The 26,283-nt window shown below is 70.2% G+C and carries 22 protein-coding genes and 1 tRNA gene; 14 read left to right on the top strand and 9 right to left on the bottom strand.

Features of this window, described 5'->3' with window-relative positions; translation table 11 throughout:
• Positions 1–1,186 precede the first annotated feature (1,186 nt).
• Together ACHBTE_RS17150 and aceE are read right to left on the bottom strand one after the other, a co-directional pair.
• Positions 1,187–2,023 carry a potassium channel family protein gene (locus ACHBTE_RS17150; RefSeq protein ID WP_394724751.1) on the bottom strand — a complete coding sequence of 279 codons (837 nt, stop codon included), beginning with the start codon at positions 2,021–2,023 and terminating at the stop codon, positions 1,187–1,189.
• Positions 2,024–2,111: 88 nt separating this feature from the next.
• Complete coding sequence (gene aceE, locus ACHBTE_RS17145) at positions 2,112–4,859, bottom strand: pyruvate dehydrogenase (acetyl-transferring), homodimeric type (protein ID WP_394724750.1); 2,748 nt, start codon at positions 4,857–4,859, stop codon at positions 2,112–2,114.
• A 362-nt stretch (positions 4,860–5,221) separates the two neighbouring features.
• Here aceE and ACHBTE_RS17140 point away from each other — a divergent pair, with 362 nt between their 5' ends.
• The 6 genes from ACHBTE_RS17140 (at position 5,222) to ACHBTE_RS17115 (ending at position 9,781) form a co-directional block, all read left to right on the top strand.
• Complete coding sequence (locus tag ACHBTE_RS17140; RefSeq protein ID WP_019757723.1) at positions 5,222–5,659, top strand: DUF3052 family protein; 438 nt, start codon at positions 5,222–5,224, stop codon at positions 5,657–5,659.
• Between the two features lie 128 nt (positions 5,660–5,787).
• Positions 5,788–6,246 carry a peroxiredoxin gene (locus tag ACHBTE_RS17135; protein WP_048582333.1) on the top strand — a complete coding sequence of 153 codons (459 nt, stop codon included), beginning with the start codon at positions 5,788–5,790 and terminating at the stop codon, positions 6,244–6,246.
• A gap of 149 nt (positions 6,247–6,395) precedes the next feature.
• Positions 6,396–6,971, top strand: coding sequence for a TerD family protein (locus ACHBTE_RS17130; RefSeq protein ID WP_394724749.1), 576 nt, complete (start codon positions 6,396–6,398; stop codon positions 6,969–6,971).
• A gap of 121 nt (positions 6,972–7,092) precedes the next feature.
• On the top strand, positions 7,093–7,668 hold the full coding sequence (locus ACHBTE_RS17125) for a TerD family protein (protein ID WP_394724748.1): 576 nt from the start codon (positions 7,093–7,095) through the stop codon (positions 7,666–7,668).
• A 125-nt stretch (positions 7,669–7,793) separates the two neighbouring features.
• Positions 7,794–8,942, top strand: coding sequence for a DUF475 domain-containing protein (locus ACHBTE_RS17120; protein ID WP_394724747.1), 1,149 nt, complete (start codon positions 7,794–7,796; stop codon positions 8,940–8,942).
• Positions 8,943–9,043: 101 nt separating this feature from the next.
• Positions 9,044–9,781: a Tellurium resistance gene (locus tag ACHBTE_RS17115; protein ID WP_394724746.1), complete on the top strand. Its 738-nt coding sequence runs from the start codon at positions 9,044–9,046 to the stop codon at positions 9,779–9,781.
• 61 nt (positions 9,782–9,842) lie between these two features.
• On the opposite strand, the gene ACHBTE_RS17110 is transcribed toward ACHBTE_RS17115, so the two are convergent.
• The gene (locus ACHBTE_RS17110; RefSeq protein WP_394724745.1) at positions 9,843–10,649 is read right to left on the bottom strand and encodes a TerD family protein; all 807 of its coding nucleotides are present in this window, start codon (positions 10,647–10,649) and stop codon (positions 9,843–9,845) included.
• Between the two features lie 188 nt (positions 10,650–10,837).
• Here ACHBTE_RS17110 and ACHBTE_RS17105 point away from each other — a divergent pair, with 188 nt between their 5' ends.
• The 3 genes from ACHBTE_RS17105 to ACHBTE_RS17095 are packed head-to-tail and all read left to right on the top strand — an operon-like array spanning position 10,838 to position 15,383.
• Positions 10,838–12,007, top strand: coding sequence for an HpcH/HpaI aldolase/citrate lyase family protein (locus ACHBTE_RS17105; RefSeq protein WP_394724744.1), 1,170 nt, complete (start codon positions 10,838–10,840; stop codon positions 12,005–12,007).
• Between the two features lie 35 nt (positions 12,008–12,042).
• On the top strand, positions 12,043–14,571 hold the full coding sequence (locus tag ACHBTE_RS17100; RefSeq protein ID WP_394724743.1) for a phosphoribosyltransferase: 2,529 nt from the start codon (positions 12,043–12,045) through the stop codon (positions 14,569–14,571).
• The gene (locus ACHBTE_RS17095) at positions 14,571–15,383 is read left to right on the top strand and encodes an HAD family hydrolase (RefSeq protein ID WP_394724742.1); all 813 of its coding nucleotides are present in this window, start codon (positions 14,571–14,573) and stop codon (positions 15,381–15,383) included. Before ACHBTE_RS17100 ends, ACHBTE_RS17095 begins: the two co-directional genes overlap by 1 nt.
• Here the strand turns inward: ACHBTE_RS17095 and ACHBTE_RS17090 are convergent.
• Positions 15,380–15,598 carry a zinc ribbon domain-containing protein gene (locus ACHBTE_RS17090; RefSeq protein WP_394724741.1) on the bottom strand — a complete coding sequence of 73 codons (219 nt, stop codon included), beginning with the start codon at positions 15,596–15,598 and terminating at the stop codon, positions 15,380–15,382. The two genes, ACHBTE_RS17095 and ACHBTE_RS17090, sit on opposite strands and share 4 nt — an antisense overlap.
• A 217-nt stretch (positions 15,599–15,815) precedes the next feature.
• Here ACHBTE_RS17090 and ACHBTE_RS17085 point away from each other — a divergent pair, with 217 nt between their 5' ends.
• From ACHBTE_RS17085 to ACHBTE_RS17075, 3 genes are all read left to right on the top strand, one after another.
• Entirely contained in the window at positions 15,816–18,125 is a 2,310-nt protein-coding gene (locus ACHBTE_RS17085; RefSeq protein WP_394724740.1) for a transglycosylase domain-containing protein, read from the top strand.
• Positions 18,126–18,189: 64 nt separating this feature from the next.
• Positions 18,190–19,473 carry a hypothetical protein gene (locus tag ACHBTE_RS17080; RefSeq protein ID WP_394724739.1) on the top strand — a complete coding sequence of 428 codons (1,284 nt, stop codon included), beginning with the start codon at positions 18,190–18,192 and terminating at the stop codon, positions 19,471–19,473.
• An 83-nt stretch (positions 19,474–19,556) separates the two neighbouring features.
• Positions 19,557–20,735, top strand: coding sequence for an amidase domain-containing protein (locus tag ACHBTE_RS17075; protein ID WP_394724738.1), 1,179 nt, complete (start codon positions 19,557–19,559; stop codon positions 20,733–20,735).
• A gap of 48 nt (positions 20,736–20,783) precedes the next feature.
• On the opposite strand, the gene ACHBTE_RS17070 is transcribed toward ACHBTE_RS17075, so the two are convergent.
• Both ACHBTE_RS17070 and ACHBTE_RS17065 read right to left on the bottom strand, forming a co-directional pair.
• Positions 20,784–22,241 (bottom strand): hypothetical protein, encoded by a 1,458-nt coding sequence (locus ACHBTE_RS17070; protein WP_394724737.1) that lies wholly within the window; start codon positions 22,239–22,241, stop codon positions 20,784–20,786.
• 73 nt (positions 22,242–22,314) lie between these two features.
• Entirely contained in the window at positions 22,315–23,142 is an 828-nt protein-coding gene (locus ACHBTE_RS17065) for a DUF4097 family beta strand repeat-containing protein (RefSeq protein ID WP_394724736.1), read from the bottom strand.
• 200 nt (positions 23,143–23,342) lie between these two features.
• Between ACHBTE_RS17065 and ACHBTE_RS17060 the strand changes: the two genes are divergently transcribed.
• Positions 23,343–23,414 (top strand) — tRNA-Val (locus ACHBTE_RS17060).
• A gap of 123 nt (positions 23,415–23,537) precedes the next feature.
• Here ACHBTE_RS17060 and ACHBTE_RS17055 read toward each other — a convergent pair.
• From ACHBTE_RS17055 to ACHBTE_RS17045, 3 genes are all read right to left on the bottom strand, one after another.
• Positions 23,538–24,059, bottom strand: a complete 522-nt coding sequence (locus ACHBTE_RS17055; RefSeq protein ID WP_394724735.1) for a hypothetical protein — start codon at positions 24,057–24,059, stop codon at positions 23,538–23,540.
• A gap of 235 nt (positions 24,060–24,294) precedes the next feature.
• Entirely contained in the window at positions 24,295–24,636 is a 342-nt protein-coding gene (locus ACHBTE_RS17050) for a hypothetical protein (protein WP_394724734.1), read from the bottom strand.
• Between the two features lie 289 nt (positions 24,637–24,925).
• Positions 24,926–25,831 carry a ketopantoate reductase family protein gene (locus ACHBTE_RS17045; RefSeq protein WP_394724733.1) on the bottom strand — a complete coding sequence of 302 codons (906 nt, stop codon included), beginning with the start codon at positions 25,829–25,831 and terminating at the stop codon, positions 24,926–24,928.
• Positions 25,832–25,923: 92 nt separating this feature from the next.
• Here ACHBTE_RS17045 and ACHBTE_RS17040 point away from each other — a divergent pair, with 92 nt between their 5' ends.
• Complete coding sequence (locus ACHBTE_RS17040; protein ID WP_394724732.1) at positions 25,924–26,154, top strand: DUF2277 domain-containing protein; 231 nt, start codon at positions 25,924–25,926, stop codon at positions 26,152–26,154.
• Positions 26,155–26,283 lie beyond the last annotated feature (129 nt).

Genomic DNA, 26,283 nt, shown 5'->3' with positions numbered 1-26,283 from the left:
GCTCGCCGGGACCCGCGTAACGCGCCCATCCCGCGCGGACTTGCCCCGGCACCGGCACCGGGCACCTGGCCCTGTCCCGCATCCCGGCCCCGGTACGCATGCCTGGCCCCGGCTACCTGGCCCTCGCCGGGCACCGAGGACGTCTGCTCTGCGCCGACCTGCCCCGGCACCCCGCCGCTCCGGTCCGACGCCCCCCGGCCTCTCGCCGGGACCCGCTGTAACGCGCCTGAGCCGCGCGGACTTGCCCGGCATTCCCGGCCCTGACACCGGCCCCTGCATCCCGGCCCCGGTACCCGTGCCCCGGCTTCGGGTACCTGGCCCTGGCCGGGCGCCGCTCCCGGGGCGCCTGCTCTGCGCCGGCCTGCCCCGGCCCCCCAGCCCGGACTTGGGCACCCAGCCTCACTCCCGCCACCCGCCGCTTCGGCCGGACGCCCCCCGCCCGGCCTTTCGCCGGGACCCGCGTAACGCGCCTGTCCCGCGCGGACTTCCCCCGGCCCTCCCGGCCCCGGCCCGGGCACCTGGCGCTGTCCCGCATCCGGTCCCGGTAGGCGTGCCCCGGCCTCGGGTACCTGGCCCTGGCCGGGCGCCGCTCCTGGGGCGCCTGCTCTGCGCCGGCCTGCCCCGGCCCCCCCGGCCCGGACTTGGGCACCCGGCCTCGGTCCCGGCACCCCGCCGCTTCGGCCGGACGCCCCCCGCCCGGCCTTTCGCCGGGACCCGCGTAACGCGCCTGTCCCGCGCGGACTTCCCCCGGCCCTCCCGGCCCCGACACCGGCCCGGGCACCTGGCGCTGTCCCGCATCCGGCCCCGGTACCCGTGCCCCGGCTTCGGGTACCTGGCCCTCGCCGGGCCGCTCCAAGGGCGCCCGCTCCGCGCCGACCTGCCGCGGCACCCCGGCCCGGACTTGGACACCCAGCCGCAGCCCCGGCACCCCGCCGCTCCGGCCGGAGGCCCCGCCGAGGCGGGGACATCTCCCGGACACCCTCGCCGGGCCACCGCTCCAACGCGACTGCTCCACATCGACCTGGCACCCCAGCCCCGGACAAGCCCCTCCCCGGGCACGGGAGCCTTGCCGGGCCAACCGCTTGCGCATGCTCCGCACCGACCTGTCCGCGGCGTCCCAGCCCCGCACCGGGCACTTTGGCGTCAGCCCCGGCACCCGGGCACCCGGCCCACAACAGGCCCCGCCCTACCTCGCCTGCTCCCCGCCGACCTGCCCCGGCACACCAGCCCCGGGCACACCAGCTCCAGTCCCAGGCACCCCCGCACGCCCCGCCCCCGCAGTGGCCGTTGTCCCCGCGCCGCCGCCCGAGAGTGCGGCGACCTCGGCTCGGAGGGCTCGGACCTCCTCCGTGAGGAGCTTTATCGCTTCCGTCTGGCGCCGTTCCTCCACGTCGTCCATCTCGAAGCGGGCTATGAACCACGCGGCGATGTTCGCGGTCACCACACCCAGCAGGGCGATTCCCGACAGCATCAGCCCCACCGCCAGCATCCGCCCCAGGCCGGTGGTCGGCGCGTGATCCCCGTAGCCCACGGTCGTCATCGTGGTGAACGACCACCACACCGCGTCACCCAGCGTCCTGATGTTCCCGTCCGGAGAGTCCCGCTCCACCGACAGCACGGCCAGCGACCCGAACATCATCAGCCCGATCACGGCCCCGCCCACATAGGTGGTGAGCCGTATCTGCGAGGCCAGCCGCGCCCGCTGCCCCACCAGCAGCAGCGTCGACACCAGCCGCAGCAGCCGCAGCGGCTGTATCAGCGGCAGCAGCACCGCGCACAGGTCCAGCCAGTGCGTCCGCACGAACTCCAGCCGGCGCTCGGCGAGCAGCAGCCGCACGGCGTAGTCGAGCGCGAACACGCCCCACACCACCCACTCCACCGCGAGACACGCCGCGACCACGTCCTTGCTCGCGTCGGGGCGGACGATCGGCACGGCGTAGGCCACGGCGAACGCCAGGGCCAGACCGAACAGGGGGCGCTGGGTGAGGCGTTCCCAGCGGAGTTGTGCGGACGCTCGCTTCATGGGCCGCATCGTAGGAAATGTGAAGGGGTGGTGTGCCCGCGGGTCACCCACGGGCACACCACCCCATCGAGCGGTTGACGCTCCGGCGCTACGCGTCGCCTCCCGCCGCCCCCGGATCCGCCGCCGACACATCCAGCAGCTGATACCGGTCGATGGCCTGCTTCAGCGCCGAGCGGTCCACCTTGCCCTCCTTGGCCAGCTCGGTCAGCACCGCGACGACCACCGACTGCGCGTCGATGTGGAAGTACCGCCGCGCCGCCCCACGCGTGTCCGCGAACCCGAATCCGTCCGCGCCCAGCGACTGGTACGTCCCCGGCACCCACCGGGAGATCTGGTCCGGCACCGACCGCATCCAGTCGGACACCGCCACGAACGGCCCCTCGGCCCCGCTCAGCTTGCGCGTCACATACGGCACCCGCTGCTCCTCCTCCGGATGCAGCAGGTTGTGCTCCTCGCACTCCACGGCCTCGCGCCGCAGCTCGTTGAAGGAGGTCGCCGACCAGACGTCGGCCTTGACGTTCCACTCCTCGGCGAGGATCCTCTGCGCCTCGACCGCCCACGGGACGGCGACACCGGCGGCCATGATCTGCGCGGGGATCGACCCCGAGGTGCCCTCGCTGAAGCGGTGGATGCCCTTGAGGATGCCCTCGACGTCGACGTTCTCGGGCTCGGCGGGGTGCTGGATGGGCTCGTTGTAGACGGTGAGGTAGTAGAAGACGTCCTCGCCGTGCGGATGCTCCGCGTCGCCGCCGTACATCCGGCGCAGACCGTCCTTGACGATGTGCGCGATCTCGAAGCCGAACGCCGGGTCGTACGCCACACAGCCCGGGTTGGTCGAGGCGAGCAGCTGGGAGTGGCCGTCGGCGTGCTGGAGGCCCTCGCCGGTCAGCGTCGTACGGCCGGCGGTCGCGCCCAGGACGAAACCGCGCGCCAGCTGGTCCGACATCTGCCAGAACTGATCACCGGTGCGCTGGAAACCGAACATCGAGTAGAAGACGTAGACCGGGATCAGCGGCTCGCCATGCGTCGCGTACGCCGAGCCCGCCGCGATGAGGGACGCCGTGCAGCCCGCCTCCGAGATGCCGTCGTGCAGCATCTGGCCCTGCGGCGACTCCTTGTAGGCGAGCAGCAGATCGCGGTCCACCGCCTCGTACTGCTGCCCCAGCGGGTTGTAGATCTTCGCACTCGGGAAGAAGGAGTCCATGCCGAACGTGCGGTACTCGTCCGGCGCGATCAGCACGAACCGCCTGCCGAGCTCCTTGTCCCGCATGAGGTCCTTCAGCAGCCGTACGAACGCCATCGTGGTCGCGATCGACTGCTGCCCGGAACCCTTCTTCACGGTCGCGTACGTCTTGTCGTCCGGCAGCGCCAGCGGCTTGGAGCGCACGACACGCGTCGGGACGTAGCCGCCGAGGCCCTTGCGGCGGTCGTGCATGTACTGGATCTCCTCGGAGTCCCGCCCGGGGTGGTAGTACGGCGGCACCCCGCTCTCCAGGTCCTTGTCGGCGATCGGCAGATGCAGCCGGTCACGGAAGCGCTTGAGGTCGTCGACCGTCAGCTTCTTCATCTGGTGCGTGGCGTTGCGGCCCTCGAAGTTGGGACCGAGCGTCCAGCCCTTGATCGTCTTGGCCAGGATCACCGTCGGCTGGCCCTTGTGCGCCTTGGCCGCCGAGAACGCCGCGAAGATCTTCTTGTGGTCGTGGCCGCCGCGGCCCAGGTGCAGGATCTGGTCGTCGGTCATGCCCTCGACCATGGCGCGCAGCCGCTGGTCGTCACCGAAGAAGTGGTCGCGGATGTAGGCGCCGGTCTCGGTGGCGTACGTCTGGAACTGGCCGTCCGGCGTGGTGTTCATCCGGTTGACCAGGATGCCGTCGCGGTCCCGGGCGAGCAGCGGGTCCCAGGTGCGGTCCCAGATCAGCTTGATCACGTTCCAGCCGGCGCCGCGGAAGATCGACTCCAGCTCCTGGATGACCTTGCCGTTGCCACGTACCGGGCCGTCGAGGCGCTGGAGGTTGCAGTTCACCACGAAGGTCAGGTTGTCCAGGCCCTCGCGGGCGGCGATGGACAGCTGGCCGAGCGACTCCGGCTCGTCCATCTCGCCGTCGCCCAGGAACGCCCACACGTGCGACTTGGAGGTGTCCGCGATGCCGCGCGCCTCCATGTAGCGGTTCATCCGCGCCTGGAAGATCGCGCCGATCGGGCCGAGGCCCATCGACACGGTCGGGAACTCCCAGAAGTCCGGCATCAGCCGCGGGTGCGGATAGGAGGACAGTCCGTACGGCGCCTTCGACCTCTCCTGGCGGAACGCGTCCAGGTTCTGCTCGTCGAGCCGGTCCAGCAGGAACGCGCGCGCGTAGATGCCCGGGGAGGCGTGGCCCTGGAAGAAGACCTGGTCGCCGCCGTCGCCCTCGTCCTTGCCGCGGAAGAAGTGGTTGAAGCCCACGTCGTAGAGGGAGGCGGAGGAGGCGAACGTGGCGATGTGACCGCCGACGCCGATGCCGGGGCGCTGGGCCCGGGAGACCATCACCGCCGCGTTCCACCGCGTCGCGTTGAGGATCTTGCGCTCGATCTCCTCGTTGCCGGGGAAGAACGGCTCGTCCCTGGTGGCGATCGTGTTGACGTAGTCCGTGCTGCGCATCTCGGGCACGGCCACGCGCTTCTCGCGGGCGCGTTCGATCAGTCGCAGCATCAGATAGCGGGCCCGCTCCCGCCCGCGCTCGTCCACGGCGGCGTCGAGGGAGTCGAGCCACTCCTGGGTTTCCTCGGGATCGAAGTCAGGAACCTGACTCGGAAGGCCGCCAATGATGATCGGGTTGCGATCTGATCCGGAAGCCACGCTGTTCCTTACCTGTCAGAGGGCCGTGTTTCAGGGGTTTCTGGGTGTCTGCACCGCTCACCATCGTGTACCTAGGGGCGCCATACGTCATCTCTACTGTGAGGTAACCGGCCCCTGGTCAACGGTGGAGTACCTATGGATGGTTCCCAAACGCACAAAGGGGGCAGATTGGTGTGGTGCGCGTCACCCTGAGACGATGATGGTGTGCGCGGAGTTGCGGTGACACGTTCAGGAACGTCACCGTTTCGGCGGTCTGAACGGCCGGGTACTTGCGCGATCCGCCCCGCCCGTGTGGACTACGGCCAATGCTTCGCGCACGCGCGTGGCTGAGTTATTCCCAAGACATGATCAGGAGGCAACCCGTGAGCGCGACCGCGGACCACGCGGAGGAGCGGACGAACCCTGCCGCAAGGCTGGGGTTCCAGCCCGAGCAGGTGGTCCAGGAGATCGGCTACGACGACGACGTAGACCAGGAACTCCGCGAGGCCATTGAGGAAGTCGTCGGCAGTGAACTCGTGGACGAGGACTACGACGACGTCGCCGATGCCGTGGTGCTCTGGTTCCGCGACGAGGACGGCGACCTGACGGATGCGCTGGTGGACGCCACCACGTACATCGAAGAGGGCGGCTCGATCCTGCTGCTGACGCCGAAGACGGGCCGTGACGGCTACGTGGAGCCGAGCGACATCTCTGAAGCCGCGACCACGGCGGGGCTGTCGGCGTCCAAGAGCGTCAGTGTCGGCAAGGACTGGAGCGGCAGCCGTCTGGTGACGCCCAAGGCCGCCAAGGCCAAGAAGTAACCGAAGTAACCGGTGGCCGGTGCCGGGCCGGGCTGACGCCCGGCCCGGCCTCCTGCACGGGCCCCGGTGGCCGCTGCATAAGGTGGACACACCACCCGAACAGCCCCACCGAAGGGACATCCACGACGATGGCGATCCAGGTCGGCGACAAGGCCCCCGACTTCGAGCTCAAGGACAACCACGGCGCCACCGTGAAGCTCTCCGACTTCCGTGGTTCCAAGAACGTCGTCCTGCTCTTCTACCCCTTCGCCTTCACCGGCGTGTGCACCGGCGAGCTGTGCGAGGTGCGCGACAACCTGCCGCAGTTCTCCGACCGCGACACCCAGGTGCTCGCCGTCTCCAACGACTCCATCCACACCCTGCGCGTCTTCGCCGAGCAGGAGGGCCTGGAGTACCCGCTGCTCAGCGACTTCTGGCCGCACGGCGAGGTCAGCCGTGCCTACGGCGTCTTCGCCGAGGACAAGGGCTGCGCGGTGCGCGGCACCTTCGTCATCGACAAGGAGGGCGTCGTGCGCTGGACCGTCGTCAACGCCCTGCCCGACGCCCGTGACCTGAACGAGTACGTCAAGGCGCTCGACACCCTCTGACGCGCCCACCCGCCCCGCAGTGGCCGACACCTGTGATTCTTGGGCATCAAGCCCTGCGGGGTTCGGGAACCCGTCACTAGGATCGAGACGTTGATCCGATATCAAACGCACGGCGGGGCTCCCCGCCCCTGGACACCAATGGAGGACTCGTGGGAGTCAGCCTCAGCAAGGGCGGCAACGTATCACTGAGCAAGGAGGCGCCCGGTCTGACCGCGGTCATCGTCGGTCTGGGGTGGGACGTCCGCACCACGACCGGCACCGACTTCGACCTGGACGCCAGCGCGCTGCTGCTGAACAACGCGGGCAAGGTCGGCAGCGATGCCAACTTCGTCTTCTTCAACAACCTCAAGAGCTCCGACGGCTCCGTCGAGCACACCGGTGACAACCTCACCGGTGAGGGCGAGGGCGACGACGAGCAGATCAAGGTCAACCTCGCGGGCGTCCCGGCCGACGTCGAGAAGATCGTCTTCCCGGTGTCGATCTACGACGCCGAGAACCGCCAGCAGTCCTTCGGCCAGGTGCGCAACGCGTTCATCCGCGTCGTGAACCAGGCCGGCGGCGCCGAGATCGCGCGCTACGACCTCTCGGAGGACGCGTCCACCGAGACCGCGATGGTCTTCGGCGAGCTGTACCGGCACGGCGCGGAGTGGAAGTTCCGCGCCATCGGCCAGGGCTACGCCTCGGGCCTGCGCGGCATCGCGCAGGACTTCGGCGTGAACGTCTGAGCCGAGCACACCTCCGGATGAGCCAGGCGCCGTACCGTTCGGGTGCGGCGCCTGGGGGTGCCCCCGCTTGGGGGAGGGCAGGACAACCAAAGAAGCATCACCCCGGGGAGGGACCAGCATCATGGGCGTCACGCTCGCCAAGGGAGGAAATGTCTCCCTGTCCAAGGCCGCACCGAACCTCACCCAGGTGATGATCGGGCTCGGCTGGGACGCACGCTCCACCACCGGAGCCCCGTTCGACCTCGACGCCAGCGCCCTGATGTGCAACGGCGGACGGGTCCTGGGCGACGAGTGGTTCGTCTTCTACAACCAGCTCAAGAGCCCGGACGGCTCGGTGGAGCACACCGGGGACAACCTCACCGGCGAGGGCGACGGCGACGACGAGTCGCTGGTGATCGACCTCTCGAAGGTGCCGGCCCACTGCGACAAGATCGTCTTCCCGGTCTCCATCCACATGGCCGACGAGCGCGGCCAGACCTTCGGCCAGGTCAGCAACGCGTTCATCCGCGTGGTCAACCAGGCCGACGGCCAGGAACTCGCCCGCTACGACCTGAGCGAGGACGCCTCCTCCGAGACCGCCATGATCTTCGGCGAGGTCTATCGCTACCAAGGCGAATGGAAGTTCCGGGCGGTGGGGCAGGGGTACGCGTCGGGTCTGCGCGGCATCGCGCTGGACTTCGGGGTCAACGTCTCATAACGCGATATGAGCAAAAGCCGGGGCCCAGTGGGGGGCAAGGGGGAGCCGACTAGACTTCGGCTTCAAAAGTTCGTAAAGCCGAGTGCGGCGCGGGGGAGCCCCGTACACACAGGATTGGGTAGCCAGTGGTTCTGAAAACCTTCGGCTGGTCGTTCGCGGTCACCGCGCTCGGCCTCGTCGCAGCGGTCCTCTTCGGGGGGTGGACCGCCTTCGGCATCGTGGCGATCCTCTCCGTCCTCGAGATCTCGCTGTCCTTCGACAACGCGGTGGTCAACGCCGGAATCCTGAAGAAGATGAATGCCTTCTGGCAGAAGATCTTCCTCACCATCGGCATCCTGATCGCCGTCTTCGGTATGCGACTGGTCTTCCCCGTCGTGATCGTGGCCATCAGCGCCCAGCTGGGACCGATCGAGGCGGTGGACCTCGCGCTCAGCGACAAGGACCGCTACCAGGAGCTCGTCACCGACGCGCACCCGGCGATCGCCGCGTTCGGTGGCATGTTCCTGCTGATGATCTTCCTGGACTTCATCTTCGAGGACCGGGACATCAAGTGGCTCGGCTGGCTGGAGCGCCCGCTGGCGAAGCTCGGCAAGATCGACATGCTCTCGGTCTGCATCGCGCTGATCATCCTGCTGATCTCGGCGATGACCTTCGCGACCCACGCCCACCAGCACGGCGGCGCCCATGTCGACAAGGCAGAGACGGTCCTGCTCTCCGGTATCGCCGGTCTGATCACGTACATGATCGTGGGCGGTCTGTCCGGCTTCTTCGAGGACAAGCTCGAAGAAGAGGAGGAGCGCGAGCACGAGGCCGAGGAAGAGGCCGCACGAACAGGAAAGCCCCGCTCGGCGGTGGCCATGGCCGGCAAGGCCGCGTTCTTCATGTTCCTCTACCTCGAGGTCCTGGACGCGTCCTTCTCCTTCGACGGCGTGATCGGCGCCTTCGCCATCACCAACGACATCGTCCTGATGGCACTGGGTCTGGGTATCGGCGCGATGTACGTCCGGTCGCTGACCGTCTACCTGGTCCGCCAGGGCACTCTCGACGAGTACGTCTACCTGGAGCACGGCGCCCACTACGCGATCGGCGCGCTCGCCATGATCCTGCTGGTCACCATCCAGTACGAGATCAACGAGATCATCACCGGCATGATCGGTGTGGTCCTGATCGGCGCCTCCTTCTGGTCCTCCGTCCGCCGCAACCGCGCACTGGCGGCAGCGGAGGGAAAAGCGGCGGCCTCGGACGAGAAGACTGAGGTGTCGTCCGGGGTGTGACAACCCTGCGGGTGAGGAACGCTCTGTGCGGGGCGGCCGGGCCTCCGGCCGCCCCGCCGGTCTTTCCGGCGAACGCTGGACTTGGGGACGTGGGGGGCGGAATGGGGTTCTTGGACGGACTCTGGCGTGGCCGGGCGGCCGAGTTCGACTCGGGCAGCGCGTCGTCGAACTCGATCGAGCTGACGAAGCGGCACGACCGGGTGTCGCTGACCAAGCAGGGCGCCGCGACCGGGCATCTGCGGATCAATCTGACCTGGCGGATGCGGACGTCGGACATCGGGGGATCGCAGCGGGAGAGCCTGCTGCGCCATCCGTTCAAGGCGCTCAAGCCGCCGGAGGTGCTCGGGCACAGCCAGAGCATGGTCAATGTCGACCTCGACCTCGGGTGTCTGTACGAGCTGGCCGACGGGACGAAGGGGGTCGTCCAGCCGCTGGGCGGGTTCCTCGGGGACGTGAACTCGCCGCCGTATGTGAAGCTCAGCGGGGACGACCGGTTCGGGTCGGCGTCGGGGGAGACGATCTACGTCAACCTCGACCATAGGGAGAACATCAAGCGGCTGCTGGTCTTCGTGTACATCTACGACCAGACGCCGGCGTTCGACCGTACACATGCGATCGTCACGCTGTACCCGAGCAACGGGCCGCGGATCGAGATCGGCCTCGACGAACGTCACCCGCAGGCCCGGTCCTGTGCCGTGGTGATGATCGAGAACGTGAAGGACGAGATCTGGGTCCGGCGTGAGGTGAAGTTCGTCTACGGGTTCCAGGCCGAGCTCGACCGGTTGTTCGGGTGGGGACTGCAATGGGGCCGCGGGTACAAGACCAAGGCGGAGCGCTGACGCCGGGTCCGGGCGGGTGCGCACGCGTCGACGCGGCCCCGCGCCCCTTGCGGCGCCGCGGCTACCGTCCGATGAACTGCGGGCCCTGCGGCGGCAGGCGGAAATCCGCGGCCGGTGCCGCCGCCGTCACCGGCGGCGGGTAGCCGTAACCCGACGGGGCCACCGCCGGCCGGCCGGCCGGCTGGGGGTAGCCGTAGGCCGGCTGGGTCGCGGGGGGCTGCTGAGGGTAGCCGTACGCCGGCTGGGGCGGGAGCGTGGTCGTCGGCTGCTCGGGGGGCAGGGGCTGGGAGACCTCGGGCGTCGGCGGGGGTTCCGCAGCCGCCTCCGACTCGTCCACCGAGATGCCGAAGTCCGTGGCCAGGCCCCTGAGGCCGTCCGAGTAGCCCTCGCCCAGCGCGCGGAACTTCCAGCCCTCTCCGCGGCGGTACAGCTCGCCGCAGATCAGGGCCGTCTCCTGGCCCGTCTCCGGCTTGATGTCGAAGTACGCCAGCGGATCACCGTCGGCGGCCGACGCGTCGTACAGCAGGATGCGCAGGTCCCGTACGCGGTCGAAGGTGACGCCGTCCGCCGAGGCGACCAGCAGGATCTGGCCGACGCCGGGCTCGACACCGGCCAGATCCGTCTGGATCGTGTCGGTGAGGCCGTCGGCGAGCCGCTTCTTGCCGAGCCGCCAGACCTTGTTCGAGGGGTGCCGGGGCTGGTTGTAGAAGACGAAATCCTCGTCGGAACGCACACGACCGTCGAGGCCGAGGAGCAGCGCCGAGGCATCGACATCCGGAACCCCCTGCCCGGGCGTCCAGCGCAGCACGGCGCGCACCGTCGTGACCTCGAGCGGGACGTTCGACCCCTTCAGCATCGCGTGCGTCATGCCGTCATCCTGCCTTCTCCGTCCTGGTCACGACAACGCGGGGGTGCGACCCGCCGTACACGGTCGTGTTTGTCCGCGTTACCAGAAATTCATGCCCGTCGGGAACCCCAGACGTGGGTATCTACGTACTATTACCGGCCACCTGTGAACCGGTCACAGGGGCCACTGAGCCACCACGGGGGAGCTCTATGCGTCATTTCGGGCACATCGCCCCGGAGGTGCGGCAGCGTCTCTTCCATCAGGAGCCGTGCGAGTTCTCCGCCGACTCCCCGGCTCGGCTGCTCTCCGCGGCCCTGGGCGCCACTCTCTACAGCCCGGCCACCCGGCCGCGGCTCGCCGACGACATCGTCAAGCAGACCGGACGTGGCGTGGTCTCGATGGTGCTGTGCCTGGAGGACTCGATCGGCGACGAGGACGTCGCCCAGGGCGAGGAGAACCTCGTCCGGCAGTTCACCGACCTCGCGGAACGCGAGGGCGCCGTGGATCTGCCGCTGCTCTTCATCCGGGTCCGTACGCCCGAGCAGATCCCCGACCTCGTGCGGCGGCTCGGTGCCGCCGTCCGGCTGCTGTCCGGATTCGTACTGCCGAAGTTCACCGAAGAGCGCGGCATGCCCTTCCTGGAGGCCCTCGCGACGGCCGAGGCGGACAGCGGACGCCGGCTGTTCGCCATGCCCGTCCTGGAGTCGCCCCAGCTGCTCTACCGCGAGTCGCGGGTGGAGACCCTGGAGGGCATCTTCCGGGTCGTCGACAAGTACCGCGACCGCGTGCTCGCGCTGCGGCTGGGGGTGACCGACTTCTGCTCGTCGTACGGCCTGCGCCGGGCGCCCGACATGACCGCGTACGACGTCCAGATCGTCGCCTCCGTGATCGCCGACGTGGTGAACATGCTGGGCAGAGCCGACGGCACCGGGTTCACGGTGACCGGGCCGGTGTGGGAGTACTTCCGGGTGCAGGAACGTATGTTCAAGCCCCAGCTGCGCCGGAGCCCCTTCCTGGAGGGCCAGGCCGAGCAGCTGCGCGAGGCCCTCATCGAGCACTCCATGGACGGCCTGCTCCGGGAGATCACGATGGACCACGCCAACGGCCTGCTGGGCAAGACCTGCATCCACCCCTCCCATGTGCTGCCCGTGCATGCCCTGTCCGTGGTCAGTCACGAGGAGTACAGCGACGCCAAGGACATCCTGCGACCCGATCGCTGCGGCGGGGGTGTACTGCGCTCGCAGTACACGAACAAGATGAACGAGGTGAAGCCGCACCGAGCCTGGGCCGAGCGCACCCTGCTGCGCGCCGAGGTGTTCGGCGTGGCCAATGAGGACATCGGCTTCGTGGAGCTGCTCGCCGCCGGGATTCCGGCCTGAACCCGGCCTACCGGCCGCAATCGACCAAGGGACGCATGAACAACGCAGTGAACGACGGGGACTGGTCCGGCAGCTGGGTCGCCGAGCGGCTCGGAGTCCAGCTGGAGGGCGATGACGAGCTCAGGGACGTCCTGGGGCTCGCCCTGCGCCGCAACCCCAAACGGGCCCATCTGCTGGTCTCCAACGTGCTCGGCAAGCACGTACCGCAGTCACCGTCCGTGGTGTACGACGCCGGGTTCACCCTCGGCCGCCGGGTGCGGGAGCTGCTGGGCGCCGACGAGGCCGCGCGCGCGGTCGTCCTCGGCTACGCGGAGACGGCGACCGGGCTGGGCCACTCCGTCGCCGACGGCATCGGGCTCGCGCCGTACCTCCACTCCACGCGCCGCCCGGTCGCCGGGGTCGCTCGTGCGGGCGGCTTCGAGGAGTCCCACTCGCACGCCACGTCCCATCTGCTGCTGCCGGAGGACCCGGCGCTGCTGGCCGGCGACGGCCCGCTGGTGCTGGTCGACGACGAGTTCTCCACGGGGAACACGGTGCTGAACACCGTGCGGGATCTTCATGCGCGCCATCCCCGGCGCAGGTACGTGGTCGTCGCCCTGGTCGACATGCGCTCGGCGGCCGACGCGGGGCGCCTCGCGGACTTCGCCGCGGAGATCGGTGCCCGCGTCGACCTGGTGGCGTCCGCCTCGGGGACCGTACGGCTGCCGGAGGGCGTGCTGGAGAAGGGGCAGGAGCTGGTCGCGCGGTTCGAGGCGGAGAGCGCCGCGGTGGGTGGTCCGTCCGCCGTATCGCCGTCGGGGCCGGTCGCGCAGTCCCCCGCACCGGCCCCCGGTGGCCCGCTCCCGGACGACAGCCGCACCGCCCCCCACGTCACCCGCGTCGACCTGCGCTGGCCCCACGGTCTCCCCGACGGTGGCCGCCACGGCTTCACCCCCGAGCACCGCACCCGCCTCGAAGGCGCCCTCCCCGCCATGGCCGCCGGCCTGGCGGAGGCACTGCCCGCCCAGGCGCGCCGCGTGCTGGTCCTGGGCTTCGAGGAGCTGATGTACGCCCCCCTCAGGCTCGCCCGCGAGCTGGAGCGGACCACCGACGCCGAGGTCCGTTACTCCACCACCACCCGCTCACCCGTCCTCGCCGTCGACGACCCCGGCTACGCGATACGCACTCGTCTCGTCTTCCCGGCCCACGACGACCCGGCCGACGGCCCCGGCGAGCGCTACGCCTACAACGTCGCCGGCGCCGGCTTCGACGCGGTCGTGGCCGTCGTCGACTCGACGGCCGACACCCCGGAACTGCACGCCCCCGGCGGGCTGCTGGCCCGGCTCGCCGCGCACACCCCCCGCGTGCTGCTCGCGGTCGTGCCCTCGTACGTCCCCGGATCCCGGTCCGTCCCCGAAAGGCCCCCGATGCTGCCCGAGCCCCTGCGTGGCCCCGACTTCTCCTCGTACGCCCCGGACGAGGTCGGCTGGCTGCTCCAGGACCTCTCGGCGGTGACGCTGGAGGCGCCGACCGAGGAGCGCGAGGAGGCGATCCAGAGCGGGGGCGCCCACTACGCCGAGTCGCTGCCGGTGGAGTACCAGCCCAGCGAGCAGTACCAGGCGCTGTTCCACTCCGCGCTGGAGGAGTCGGCGGCACGGCTGGCGCAGGCGGCCGGCGCCGTCACCGAACTCGTCCTCGCCGAGCGTTCGCCGCGCCCGGTGCTCGTCTCGCTCGCCCGCGCCGGCACGCCCGTCGGCATCCTCATGCGCCGCTGGGCTCAGTTCCGGCACGGCCTCGAACTGCCGCACTACGCCGTGTCGATCGTGCGCGGACGGGGCATCGACGCCAACGCCCTGCGCTTCCTGGCCGCACACCACGACCCCCGCGACGTCGTCTTCGTCGACGGCTGGACCGGAAAGGGTGCCATCACCCGTGAACTGACCGCGGCGATCGAGGAGTTCGCGGCGTCCGACGGCATCACCGGCTTCGACCCGGAGATCGCCGTACTCGCCGACCCTGGCTCGTGCGTGCGGACGTACGGCACCCGCGAGGACTATCTGATCCCGTCCGCGTGCCTGAACTCCACCGTCTCGGGGCTGATCTCCCGCACCGTCCTGCGCGCCGACCTGGTCGGGCCGCACGACTACCACGGCGCGAAGTTCTACCGCGAACTCGCCGACGCCGACGTCTCCGTGGCCTTCCTGGACGCCGTCTCCGCACGCTTCCCCGAGGTCGCGGACGCGGTCGACGCCACCGCCAAGGAGCTGCTGGCCGCCGACCGCGAGCCGACCTGGGAGGGCTGGGCGGCCGTCGAGCGCATCAGCGAGGAGTACGGCATCCACGACGTGAACCTCGTCAAGCCCGGCGTCGGCGAGACCACGCGTGTGCTGCTGCGCCGAGTGCCCTGGAAGATCCTGGCGCGGGCCGGTGCCGGCGCCGACCTGGACCATGTACGACTGCTGGCCGAACAGAGAGGGGTTCCGGTGGAAGAGGTCACCGAACTGCCGTACACCTGCGTGGGGTTGATCCACCCCAAGTACACGCGGGGCGCGACGGGCGCCGACGGCAGGGCGGTGAACGTCTGATGCCGGTGCTGGTGGCGAGCGACCTCGACCGTACGCTCATCTATTCGTCGGCGGCGCTGGCGCTGACCATGCCGGACGCGCGGGCACCGAGGCTGCTGTGCGTGGAGGTGCACGAGAGCAGGCCGCTGTCGTACATGACCGAGACGGCGGCGCAGCTGCTGACCGACCTCGGCGACGCGGCCGTCTTCGTGCCGACGACGACCCGGACCCGTAAGCAGTACGAGCGCATCAACCTGCCGGGCCCCACACCCAAGTACGCGATCTGCGCCAACGGCGGCCATCTGCTGGTCGACGGCGTCTGTGACCCGGACTGGAACGCGCGGGTCGCCGCCCGGCTCGCCGAGCGGTGCGCGCCGCTCGCCGAGGTGCAGGACCATCTGATGGCGACGGCGTCCCCGGCGTGGGTGCGCAAGCACCGGATCGCCGAGGACCTCTTCGCCTATCTGGTCGTGGAGCGCGAGCTGCTGCCCGAGGAGTGGGTGAAGGAGCTCGCGGTGTGGGCGGAGAACCGGGGCTGGACGGTCTCCTTGCAGGGCCGCAAGATCTACGCCGTCCCGAAGCCGCTGACCAAGAGCGCCGCCCTGCACGAGGTCGCCCGGCGCACCGGAGCGGAGCTGACCCTGGCGGCCGGCGACTCCCTCCTCGACGCCGACCTGCTCCTGGCCGCCGACCGCGGCTGGCGCCCCGGCCACGGCGAACTGGCCGACAGCGACTGGAGCGCCCCGGCGGTCAGGGCCCTGCCGGAGCGCGGGGTCCTGGCGGGGGAGCGGATCCTCAGGGAGTTCTTGAAGGCCGCCCGAGGGGCTGCCTAACCGCAACAACCTCCACCGCAGCACCCACCGCCCCCGCCGCCGGTAGGCTTCGGCGCGGGGGCGCCCGCCGTGCCGCCCACGGCCACCGTCGACAGCAGCTTCACCGTGTCGTCGTGCCCGGCCGGGCAGCTGGCGGGGGCGGAGGACTCGGCCATGGGACGGCTGAGTTCGAACGTGTCGCCGCAGCTGCGGCATCGGTACTCGTAGCGAGGCATGGGCACAGACTAAACGGCCTGACCGGATACGCACCTGTCTGTGGCCCTTTGTGATCGATCTCGTCCGATACCGGTGTGGAGGAATTGAAAAGAGCACTGATATTTTTCGATTGCCGCGAGGAGCCGCAAGGCCGGGGAGGACAGGGCTCGCTGCCGTAGAACGCGGCAGCCGTGTTCTTCCACGCGGGCACCACCGAAAGCGGGGAGGGGCGCAGCCGTGACCAGGGCTGGGCGAGAGCCGGACGAGACCATGCACTTGAAGGTCCCCGCGCTCGCGCCGGACGAGACCATGCAGTTGAAGGCCGCCGCGCCGCCGGACGAGACCGTGCAGCTGCGGACGGTCGAGACGCCTTCAAGCCAAAATCCGGGCGACTCCTCCGGCAAGGACAAATCCTCCGGCAAGGACGACTCCTCCGGCGCGGACTCCTCCGGTACGGACTCCTCAGACGCGGGAGACTCCTCCGAGGCAGGCGGATCCCGCGCGCAGGGCCGTCGCCGCAGGGCCGCGCGCCCCTCCGGCCCTGCCCGCGTCAGAGCCGCCGCCGCTCCCCTGGTGGCCCGCCTCGCTCCCTGGGCGGCCCGTCTCGCGCCGTACCTGCGACGGCTGCGCCCGCACTACCCGCGCCCCGGCCGCACCGGCTGGCGCCGCTGGGCGCCCTCCTGGCGGCAGTGGCTCGGCGGCGTGCTGACGCTGCTCGGCCTGAGCACCGTGGCCTTCGGCCTGGCCTACGCCGCCACCGACATCCCGGAGAACCTCAACACGTACGCCACCCAGCAGGACAACGTCTACTTCTGGTCCGACGGCACGCCCATGGCCCGCACCGGCTGGGTGCGCCGGCAGAACATGCCGCTGAAGGACATACCCGAGGACGTCCGCTGGGCGGTCCTCGCCGCGGAGAACGCCGGTTTCTACAGCGACCCCGGCATCTCGGTCAGCGGCGTCGGCCGCGCCCTGTGGCGCACCGTCGGCGAGGGCGACACCCAGGGCGGCTCCACGATCACCCAGCAATACGTCAAGAACGTCTACCTCAACCAGGACCGCTCGATCGGCCGCAAGTTCACCGAGGCCCTGCTCGCCCTCAAGCTCGACAACCGGATGAGCAAGGACGAGATCCTGGAGGGCTACCTCAACACCAGCTGGTTCGGCCGCGGCACCTACGGCATGCAGCGGGCCGCGCAGGCGTACTACGGCAAGGACGTGGGGGAGCTGAACGTCAGCGAGGCCGCCTTCCTCGCCTCCCTCCTCAAGGGCGCCGGCCTGTACGACCCGGCGCTGAGCAAGGCCAACCATGACCGGGCGGTGGAGCGCTGGACCTGGATCCTGGACCGGATGGTCGACATCGGCAAGCTCTCGGCGTCCGAGCGGGCCGAGTACCGCAAGTTCCCCGAGCCGCTGCCGCCGGGCCGGGTCTTCGACACCGGAAAGCAGAGCGACTACCTCGTCGAGCTGGCCGCGCAGTACGCCAAGAAGGTCGGACACCTTTCGGACAAGGAGTTCGACCTCGGTGGCTTCCAGATATATACGACCTTCGACCGCAAACGGGAGAACGCGCTCACCGAAGCCGTGACCAAGGCCCGCAAGAAGGCGGCGAAGGACCATCCGGCGGCGGCGAAGACCGCGCACTACGGCGCCGCCTCGGTGGCCGCCGACGGCCGTATCCTCGCCGTCTACGGCGGCCCCGACCACCGCAAGCAGGGGTACAACGAGTCCAACGCGACCACCGTCCCCGCCGGTTCGGCCTTCACGCCCTTCGTCTACGCCGCCGCGCTGCACCACGGCGTCCACAAGACCCGCGACGGGGCCGCGACCCAGGTCACGCCCGAGACCCTGTACGACGGCGACGACGGCGTGCCCGTCACGACGCCGGAAGGGCCCTACTGGGACCGCGCCGGCAAGAAGGTCGCCGCCCGCAACGACGGCCGCAAGAACTACGGGCAGATCAGCCTGCACCAGGCCCTCGCCCAGTCCGCGAACACCCCGTTCATGCAACTCGGCATGGACACCGGTCTGGACAAGGTGCGCAAGACCGCGGAGGCGGCCGGCCTGCTCTCCTCCAGCTTCGGCGCCCAGGTGCCGGCCCTGTCCCTGGGCAGCGCCACCCCCAGCGCGATCCGCATGGCCAGCGGATACGCCACCTTCGAAGCCGCGGGCAAGCATGTCGAGCCGTACTCGGTGGCGCGGATCACCCACAACGGCTCCCGCATGAAAATGGACAAGCCGGCCCAACGGCGGGCGGTCCCGGCGAAGGTGGCCGAGCAGGTCCGGTCCGCCCTCCGGGACGCCTACGCTCTGGCCCACCCCGAGACCGCGGCCTTCGCCCCGGGCACGGCGGGCAAGGTCGGCACCACCCAGGGCGACACGGCGGCCTGGTACGTCGGCACCGCCGAGTCCGTCTCGACGGCCGTCGTGACCTACCGCATCGACCTCGCCAAGAGCCTCGAACCACTGCCGCTGAAGGGCGTCGCCGGCACTCCCGCCGAAAGCGTCCCCTACGCCATCTGGTCCGGTGCCCTCGGTCTCGGCTGACCCGGCGAACCGGACCTCCTCAGCCCCGCCCAGCCTCCCCAGCCCCTCGCAGAATGAGCCGCGCATGAAATCACCGTCCGGCCGCCGCCGCCGACCCCGAGCAGCCCGCCGCAATCCGCCCCCGGGCAAGCTGACCCTGGCCGCCCTCCTCGTCGTCGCCTCCCTCGTCGGCGGCTATCTGCTGCTGACCCGCACCAACAGCGCCCCCACCGCGTCCTCAGCCGACCGGAACAGCGACCGCCGGCCCGCCGCCGGGTCGAGCCACGCACCGCAGTGGGACGGAAAGACCAAGGTCCTCGGCGACGGCTCGACCTCCTACACCGGCCCGCAGAAGGGCCAGCTGAAGCCCGTGCCGCTCAAGCCGGGGCAGAAGCCGCCGCAGTTCGTGGTCTTCTCCTGGGACGGCGCGCTCCAGGGCGACGACGAGCTCTTCTCCCACTACCGGGAGATGGCGAAGCGGTACAACGCCCACATGACCTTCTTCCTCACCGGCATCTATCTCCTGCCCAAGGACAAGAAGGACCTCTACACCCCGCCCCAGCACCCGAAGGGCTCGGCGGCCATCAGCTTCCCCACCGACGAGCACATACGCACCACCGTGGAGCAGCTCGGCAAGGCGTGGAAGGACGGCAACGAGATAGGCACCCACTTCAACGGCCACTTCTGCGGACCCAAGGGCGGCGGCGACTGGAGCGTCGAGGAGTGGAAGAGCGAGATAGACCAGTTCTTCGACTTCGCGGAGAAATGGAAGTCCAACACCGGCTACACCGACATGGACCCGCTGCCGTTCGACTTCAGGAAAGAGGTCACCGGAGGCCGCGCGCCCTGCCTGGAGGGCCAGGAGAACCTGCTGAAGGCCGGCAAGAGCTACGGCTGGCGCTACGACGCCAGCTCCACGGGCGACTTCCAGATATGGCCCACCAAGAAGAACGCCATATGGGACTTCCCGCTCCAGATGCTCCCGTACGAGGGCGGTGACTTCCAGGGCCTGTCCATGGACTTCAACTTCCTCTACAACCAGTCCGACGGCGAGACCGACGGCGACCCGGCCCAGTACGCCAAGTGGCAGCAGGAGACCCTCGACACCTACATGGCGGGCTTCAACCGGGTCTACTACGGCAGCCGGGCCCCGCTCTTCATCGGCAACCACTTCGAGGAATGGAACGGCGGCATCTACATGAAAGCCGTCGACCAGGTCATCGAGAACGTCTGCACCAAAAAGGACGTCAAATGCGTGTCCTTCCGGGAGCTCGCCGACTGGATGGACGTACAGAAGCCCGAGACCCTGCAGCGGCTGCGCACCCTCGACCCCGCCCAATCTCCCGATTGGGACACAGTGGTGAAGTAATCGTCGCCCTGCCTTCATCTGGCTTGCGGAGATGGTGTAAAGATTCCTTGCCCGGGTTCGACCAACCCGGCGAGGAGGATTCCGTGAGATCGAGAAAACTGACCCATGCACGCCGCCGGGCCACCATAGTCGGGGCGGCTGCCGTCTCCGTCGTCGCCGGAGTTGCGCTGCTGCCCAACTGGAGCGCCGGCGCGACGGTCACCGACGACCCGACGGTCGACGCCCGCACCAAGGCCACCTTCCAGCGGCTGGCCGACGCGGTCTTCACCGACCGCACCAACGCCCTCGTCGACGGCGGACAGAGCCGAAGCGACAAGCCGCTCACCGACGGCTTCACCGACGACGTCCGGCTGTCCACCAAGGCGGCCCGCGGCGAAGACAGCGCCCTGTCCGCGCTGGAGGGCCGCAAGGACCGTCTGGAGCGGCTCGGCGAGACGTACCGCAAGGCCACCACCGACGTCACCCTGAACGCCACGCGCGTGAAGGGCCGCAAGGCCAAGGCCGCGGTCACCGAGACCACCACCCTGACCTACGCCGAGGCCCGCGGCAACGAGCCCGCGACGACCCGGTTCCAGGCCCACCACGAACTCACCTTCACCGCCGACCGGCACGGCAACTGGCAGCTCACCGGCATCCGCGACACCGACCAGGGCATCGCGGTCAACACCCTCGCGAAGCCGTCGGTGAAGGCTCCCAAGGCCCCCGCCAACACCACCATGCCGTCGGCTCCGCGCGCCGCGACCAGCTACCCCGCGCCGCCCAAGCGCAAGACCCTCACGGGCGCCGCGCTCGACTACAGGGCCATGGCCGCCTATGCGGAGAAGCACTGGAGCAACTACAACAAGGACTACCCGAACTTCAACGGGCAGGGCGCGGGCGGTGACTGCACCAACTTCGTCAGCCAGGCCCTGAAGGCCGGCGGCTGGAAGCACGTCCCCGGCTATGTCTACGACTACACCCGGTGGTTCGGCAACGCCGACATCCAGTCGCACTCGTTCATCGGCGTCAACGAGTGGTCCTGGTTCGCGCAGAACTCCAAGCGGACCACCAGCCTCGCCAACGTCTACCAGATGGACGTCGGTGACGTGCTCCAGGTGGACTTCGACAAGGACGGGTCCAAGGACCACACCATGATCGTCACCTACCGCAGCCCGCAGGGCGTGCCGTATCTGACGTACCACTCCAACAACACCTACCGGCGTTCGCTGGCGAGCCTCATCGCGTCGTACCCGACCGCCGCGTACTACGCCTACCGCACCTGACCGCCCGGCGGGCCCGCTCCTCCACCGGCCGTCCGGGGAGGGGCGGGCTCAGTGTCCGGCGCCGCGCTCCTCGCGGATCAGGGCGACCACCCCGGCCACGGACTGCCGCACCGCTTCCGTCTCGGTCAGGAAGTGCCAGTAGTCCGGGTGCCGGCCCTCCAGCGTGCCGATCGCCCGCTCCAGCCGCGCTACGGAATCGTCCAGTGGACGCGCGTGCCGCGGATCCGGGGTGTTCCGGCCCGCCATGGCCAGCCGCTGCGCGTCCCGGATCGCGAACCGGGTCCGCTCGATCTCCCGCTGCGGATCCTTCTGCACGGCGTTCAGACTGCGCAGCCGGTCACCGGCCGCCGACACCGACTCGTCCGTGCCGTTCAGCAGCGCCCGCACCGTCGACAGCAGCGCGGTCGCGTCCGGCCAGCGCTGTTCGTCGCGCGCGGCCCGGGCCTCGGCCAGCTTCAGCTCCGCCTGCCGTACGTTCTCCGCGGCCCGCTCCGGGACGCCCTGGAGGTCCTGCCAGCAGGCCACGGTGAACCTGCGCCGCAGCTCGCTCAGCACCGGCTCGACCTGCTCGGCACGCGTGGTCAGCGCCTGCGCGCGCGTCCGCAGCGAAACCAGCCGGTGATCGATCTCGGCGGCCCGCTCCGGCAGCCGCTCGGCCTCCGCCCGCACCGCCCCGGCCTCCCGGGCGACCCGCTCGGCGCGCTCCAGCGTCTGCGGGACGCCATGCTGCCCGGCGCCCTGGTTCAGCTTGGTCAGCTCCGGTGCCAGCGCCGCGAGCCGGGCGGCGAGGTCGTCCGCCGTCAGCCCCGAGGCCCGTACGGTGTCCAGCGCGTTCGACGCGGCGAGCAGCCCCTGCCGGGCGCGCTCGACGGCCGGGGCGAGCCGGGCCAGCTGAGTCTCGGCCTTCCCGAGCAGCGGCCCGAGCCCGTCCGTGAACCGGTCCAGCTCCCGCCTGACGTTGTCGAGGTCGTCCTTGGCCTTGGTCAGCTCGGCACGGGCCCGGGTGGCCGTCGACGCCTCCAGGTCGTCGCGGTCGAGGTCGTGCGCGTCGACGGCCTGGATGTACTGGCGGGAGACCTCGTCGATCCGCCGTCCCAGCGCGTCGAAGTCCGTGATCGCCCGGCGGGCGGCCGGGGAGTCGTCGACGGCGGTGATCGTCTCGATCGAGATCCGCAGATCCCGCTGGGCGGTGTCCAGCTCGTAGAACGCGGCCGCCGCCGCGTCCTTCGCCGCCTGCGCCTCGGCCCGCTGGTTCTCGGCCCGCCCGCCGAACCAGCGCCGGGTGCCGCCGCCGGCGAACGCGGCGGGCAGCGCGAGGGCGGCCACCAGGGGCAGCGCGACCAGGGTGAGGGCGTCACACAGCGCGGACCGCGCGTGACGCGCGTCGCGCCGGACCCGGTCTGCGGCCCGCGAGGCGTCGCGGGCCGGGACGTGCCCCCCACGCACGGGGCCGCGCTGTGCGCGCGGCACTGACGGCGAGTTCGGCTGCTCAGGTGTCGCCGTCACATCCCTCTCCCGTGCTGTGATTCACCCTGCCGGTGTCATTCTCCCACCCGTACAGGACGAACACACGGGCCGATCAGTTCGCCATGTGCACCGAAATCTGTCCGTCGCCGGTGCGGGCCGAGACGACATGGGCGCTGCTCTCGTCCCGCGGCACGGACACGTCCACCGAGCCGTCACCGGCCTCGGTCGTCACGTGGTACCTGGCCCGCGGCAGCTCGATCGACACGGAGCCGTCGCCGCTGCGAGTCTCCACCAGGTCCGGCACGGCGCCGAGTTGAAGCTGCACCGAACCGTCGCGGGTCCTCGCCCGCACCTGCCGCGAGGTGACGTCATGGACGCTCAGCGAGCCGTCCCCGGACTCCAGCTTCAGCGGGCCGCCGGCGTCGGAGACCCGCACCGAACCGTCCCCCGTCCGCAGGTCCAGCGGGCCGGTGGCGTCGGTGACATGCACCGACCCGTCCCCCGTCCGCACGCTCAACGCGTCCCGGAATCCGCGCGCCCGCACCTCGCCGTCCCCGTCCTCGACCTTCACGGCGACGCCGCGCGGCACCTCGATACGGTGCTTGGTCGAACAGTTGGCGATCATGCCGGAGCACTTCTCGCGCAGCACCAGCCGGTCGTCCTTCATCTCCCAGGTCACCTCGGGATCCGCCCCGACCGCGACCGACCCCTGGAACCACCGGGTCACCTCGACCGCGCCGGCCTTGTGCCCCTCGGCGGCGACGATCTCCAGCGACGAGTCGTCGGAGTCCACGGTCAGCGTCCGCCCCTCCAGCGCGAAGGACCGGTGCTCGGGCTCCTTGTCGTCCCCGGCGGAGGCCCCGCACCCGGCCACACCGACCACGAGCAGAACGACGGCTCCGGCGACGGCGAGTACACGAGCGGAACGGGTACGGCCCATGACGATCTCCCCCTGAACTTCGGGACCGGCCCCACGGCCCGTCCTACGACGCTCCTTCGACCGTAGGGACCCGGCCCCCGTCACGGGATCCGGGCCACTCCCGGATCCTTGCGGGGGATAACCCCAGGACATCCCGGACGGCCCCCGATACGGGTTTGCGGGACATGGCCCTGGGCAAGGTAGGCTGTCGACTCGTTCTGGGGTGCGTAGCTCAGGGGTAGAGCGCCTGCCTTACAAGCAGGATGTCGGCGGTTCGAAACCGTCCGCGCCCACCGACTTCGGTAGCGGGTCAAAGGCCTTCCAGGGTTGTCCTGGGGGGCCTTTCCTGTGCTCGCGGCTCGTCCGGGTGGTCGTGGCCCTGCCCGCACGGGTGGGCAGGGCCACGGGGGCGGGGATCAGTAGTTGGCGTTGGCGAGGATCTCGCCGTCCTTGTCGTACACGGTCACCAGTCCGTTGTCGGACTCGTAGCACGACGTGAACGCGGACGCGATCAGCTTTCCTTCGCCCTGGTGCGGGCCCATCATCCCGCCGCTGAAGTCGGTGAAGACCTCGGGGGCGTCCAGGATGTCGTTGCGCTTGTCGGCGCCGGTGACCTTGGTGACGTGCTTGACCGCGGCCTTCTCCGTCGGGGTGCCGGACTTGGCGACGCAGGCCTGGAACTCCTCGGCCTGAGTCTTCTGCGCCGGGGCCTCCTCCTTGGCGGGCTCGGCGGGCTCCTTCTTCGTGTTGTCGGCGTTCTGTCCGTCGGCGGCGCTGATGGCCTTGTCCTTCTTGGACGTGTCGGTGGAGTCGTCGCTCCCGCCGCCGCCTGCCACTCCGGCGATGACCAGGAGGGCTACGACGCCCGCGCAGCCGAGTCCGGCGATCTTGCCGACGCTGCGCTTCTTGGGCGGCTGGTTGGAGTACTGCTGGTTCACGTGTCCCCCAGGGATCGCTCTTGACTTACACGTGTACGACTTGTGAAGGACTCGCGTGGTTGTAGAAGATTGGAATAACTCACACGATCGGGTGATCTACGGCCCGTAGTCATGCGTAGACGCAACAGATCTGCGTCTGAGGTGCCGAAGTAGGCCCGGCGATACGCGGCGTCGGCAAAGGGCCCCGGCCGTAGCGGTGGGGCCCGTCGTCCTCACGGCTGTCCTGTAGCCGCCTTTACGGCTGCTCTTCCGGCGTCTCGTGGGCGTGTTTCAGCCTCATGCGGGCGTCGACCCGTTCCGTCCCCGTGAACTCCGACCAGAAGCGGTGGCCGCTGACGAAGACCGCGAGTTCGTGTTCGCGGCGGCGCAGTTTCTCGACCTCGGCCTGCTCGTCCTCCGTCCAGCCGGGGGAGGCGGGGCGTTCGACCTTGCGCCAGCCGTTGTCGTCGCTGAAGCCCTCCAGGGGTGCGACCGACCAGGGGAGCCGCCTCAGCAGGGCCGACAGCTCGGCCCGGACCTGATGCAGCTCCTCCTGGCCGGCGAGGAGGTCACTCGGAAAGTCATAGGGCGTAGCCACGGCCCAATGCTACGCCTGTTCGATTTTGAGGGGCGAGTTTCTTCCGGGGCTTCATACGAACGAGTGTGTGGGCGCCGGGTGGCCGGGCGCCGGCATGTCCGGACGGCAGGTCCTAGGCCCTGTCGTCAAATTCCCGCCTGCCGTGCGACGCCATGCACGCACTCTCGCCGCACCGGGCGCAGACCCACGTACAACCAGTACGAGGGTCCGCGCCCGGCACGCCGAGAGCACGCACCTGACGCCGCGCGGCCCGCCCTGCGGGCGGACGACGGGAATTTGACGACAGGCCCTAGTGGCCTGCCGCCCTCAACTCGCCCACCACGCGCGTCGCCACCGGCGCCGGTACGCCGTGCCGGTCCGCCGCACGCAGCAACGCGCCGCCGATGGCGTCCAGTTCGAGCGGGCGGCCCGCCTCGGCGTCGCGCTGCATCGACGACTTGGTGGTGGGCGGGAAGGCGTCGAGGCGGGCCAGCACCTGGGCCGGGTCGACAGGACCGCCACAGGCGAGGCTGACCGCCGACGTCTCCTCGAGCAGGGCCGTCAACTCCTCCCGGTGACGCGTGCGGACGTCGCCGATGGGCAGGGCGCGGCGGGTGGTCAGCAGGGCGAAGGGGGCCAGCAAGGCCATCTTCGCCCACAGGGCCGACGTCTCGTCGGTCAGGACGCGAGTGGTGAGGCCGGCGTCGCTGAACGCCCGCGCGAGGGCGTCGAGGAGGTCCTGGGGGACCTCGTCGCCGGCGAGGTCGATCTCGGCGAAGGGGGTGCCGTGTTCGATCACTCCGGGCGCGACCCGCGTGGACTCCGCCCGGATGACGGCGGGGGCGACCCGGTCGGGCCGGTACCGGGTGCGCAGCGTCCGCGGGTGTTCGACGCCGTTCAGGAACGGGACGACCAGGGCGTCGCCGAGCACGGCGGGCGAGACGCGCGTCAGGGCCTCGTCCAGGGCGGTCGCCTTGACCGCGATCAGGCAGGCGTCGATCGGTTCGCGGAGTTCGGTGTCCGCGTCGACCTCGGCCGTGAAGTCGCCGAACAGGCCGCTGCGGACCTGGATTTTGGCCGTCCGCAGCGTCTTGGCCGTCTCGTCGCCGGCCAGGCAGACGACCCGGTGGCCGGACCTGGACAGGAGCGCGGCGAGCAGGCCGCCTATGCCGCCCGGGCCCAGTACCGCCACGCGGAGTTCGCTCTTCGTCGTCATGCGAGTCCTCTCGTCGGTCGGCCCCTTCTGCAGGTGGCCGCCTCGGAGGCGATCATGGCAGAGATGCGTCTGTTCGAGGGAGACTGTTGGACATGTGCCGCAGTATCAAGACCCTTCGCCCGCCCGCGTTGCCCGAAGAGGCGACGGACGACGAGATCCGGGCCGCCGCTCTCCAGTACGTGCGCAAGGTCTCCGGCTTCCGGGCCCCCGCCGCGCACAACCGCGAGGTCTTCGACCGCGCCGTCGATGTGATCGCCGAGGCCACGGCCGACCTGCTGGCCGGTCTGGAGATCCGGGGGCAGGCCGTCCGGCAGGCGGGCTAGGCCCTGTCGTCAAATTCCCGCCTGCCGTGCGACGCCATGCACGCACTCTCGGCGCACCGGGCGCAGACCCACGTACAACCAGTACGAGGGTCCGCGCCCGGCACGCCGAGAGCACGCACCTGACGCCGC

Origin of the sequence: Streptomyces sp. M41, assembly GCF_043673425.1 — a bacterium.
In the GTDB taxonomy this organism is placed as follows: Bacteria; Actinomycetota; Actinomycetes; order Streptomycetales; family Streptomycetaceae; genus Streptomyces.
This window is presented reverse-complemented; position numbering and strand designations above follow the sequence as displayed.

What these genes read in the sequence shown, in the direction of transcription:
- ACHBTE_RS17150 (WP_394724751.1), bottom strand. Translation starts at nt 2,023, where the DNA reads ATGAAGCGAGCGTCCGCACAACTCCGCTGGGAACGCCTCACCCAGCGC.
- ACHBTE_RS17135 (WP_048582333.1), top strand. Translation starts at nt 5,788, where the DNA reads ATGGCGATCCAGGTCGGCGACAAGGCCCCCGACTTCGAGCTCAAGGAC.
- ACHBTE_RS17090 (WP_394724741.1), bottom strand. Translation starts at nt 15,598, where the DNA reads ATGCCTCGCTACGAGTACCGATGCCGCAGCTGCGGCGACACGTTCGAA.
- ACHBTE_RS17110 (WP_394724745.1), bottom strand. Translation starts at nt 10,649, where the DNA reads ATGACGCACGCGATGCTGAAGGGGTCGAACGTCCCGCTCGAGGTCACG.
- ACHBTE_RS17095 (WP_394724742.1), top strand. Translation starts at nt 14,571, where the DNA reads ATGCCGGTGCTGGTGGCGAGCGACCTCGACCGTACGCTCATCTATTCG.
- ACHBTE_RS17045 (WP_394724733.1), bottom strand. Translation starts at nt 25,831, where the DNA reads ATGACGACGAAGAGCGAACTCCGCGTGGCGGTACTGGGCCCGGGCGGC.
- ACHBTE_RS17100 (WP_394724743.1), top strand. Translation starts at nt 12,043, where the DNA reads ATGAACAACGCAGTGAACGACGGGGACTGGTCCGGCAGCTGGGTCGCC.
- ACHBTE_RS17125 (WP_394724748.1), top strand. Translation starts at nt 7,093, where the DNA reads ATGGGCGTCACGCTCGCCAAGGGAGGAAATGTCTCCCTGTCCAAGGCC.
- ACHBTE_RS17105 (WP_394724744.1), top strand. Translation starts at nt 10,838, where the DNA reads ATGCGTCATTTCGGGCACATCGCCCCGGAGGTGCGGCAGCGTCTCTTC.
- ACHBTE_RS17040 (WP_394724732.1), top strand. Translation starts at nt 25,924, where the DNA reads ATGTGCCGCAGTATCAAGACCCTTCGCCCGCCCGCGTTGCCCGAAGAG.
- ACHBTE_RS17065 (WP_394724736.1), bottom strand. Translation starts at nt 23,142, where the DNA reads ATGGGCCGTACCCGTTCCGCTCGTGTACTCGCCGTCGCCGGAGCCGTC.
- ACHBTE_RS17080 (WP_394724739.1), top strand. Translation starts at nt 18,190, where the DNA reads ATGAAATCACCGTCCGGCCGCCGCCGCCGACCCCGAGCAGCCCGCCGC.
- ACHBTE_RS17115 (WP_394724746.1), top strand. Translation starts at nt 9,044, where the DNA reads ATGGGGTTCTTGGACGGACTCTGGCGTGGCCGGGCGGCCGAGTTCGAC.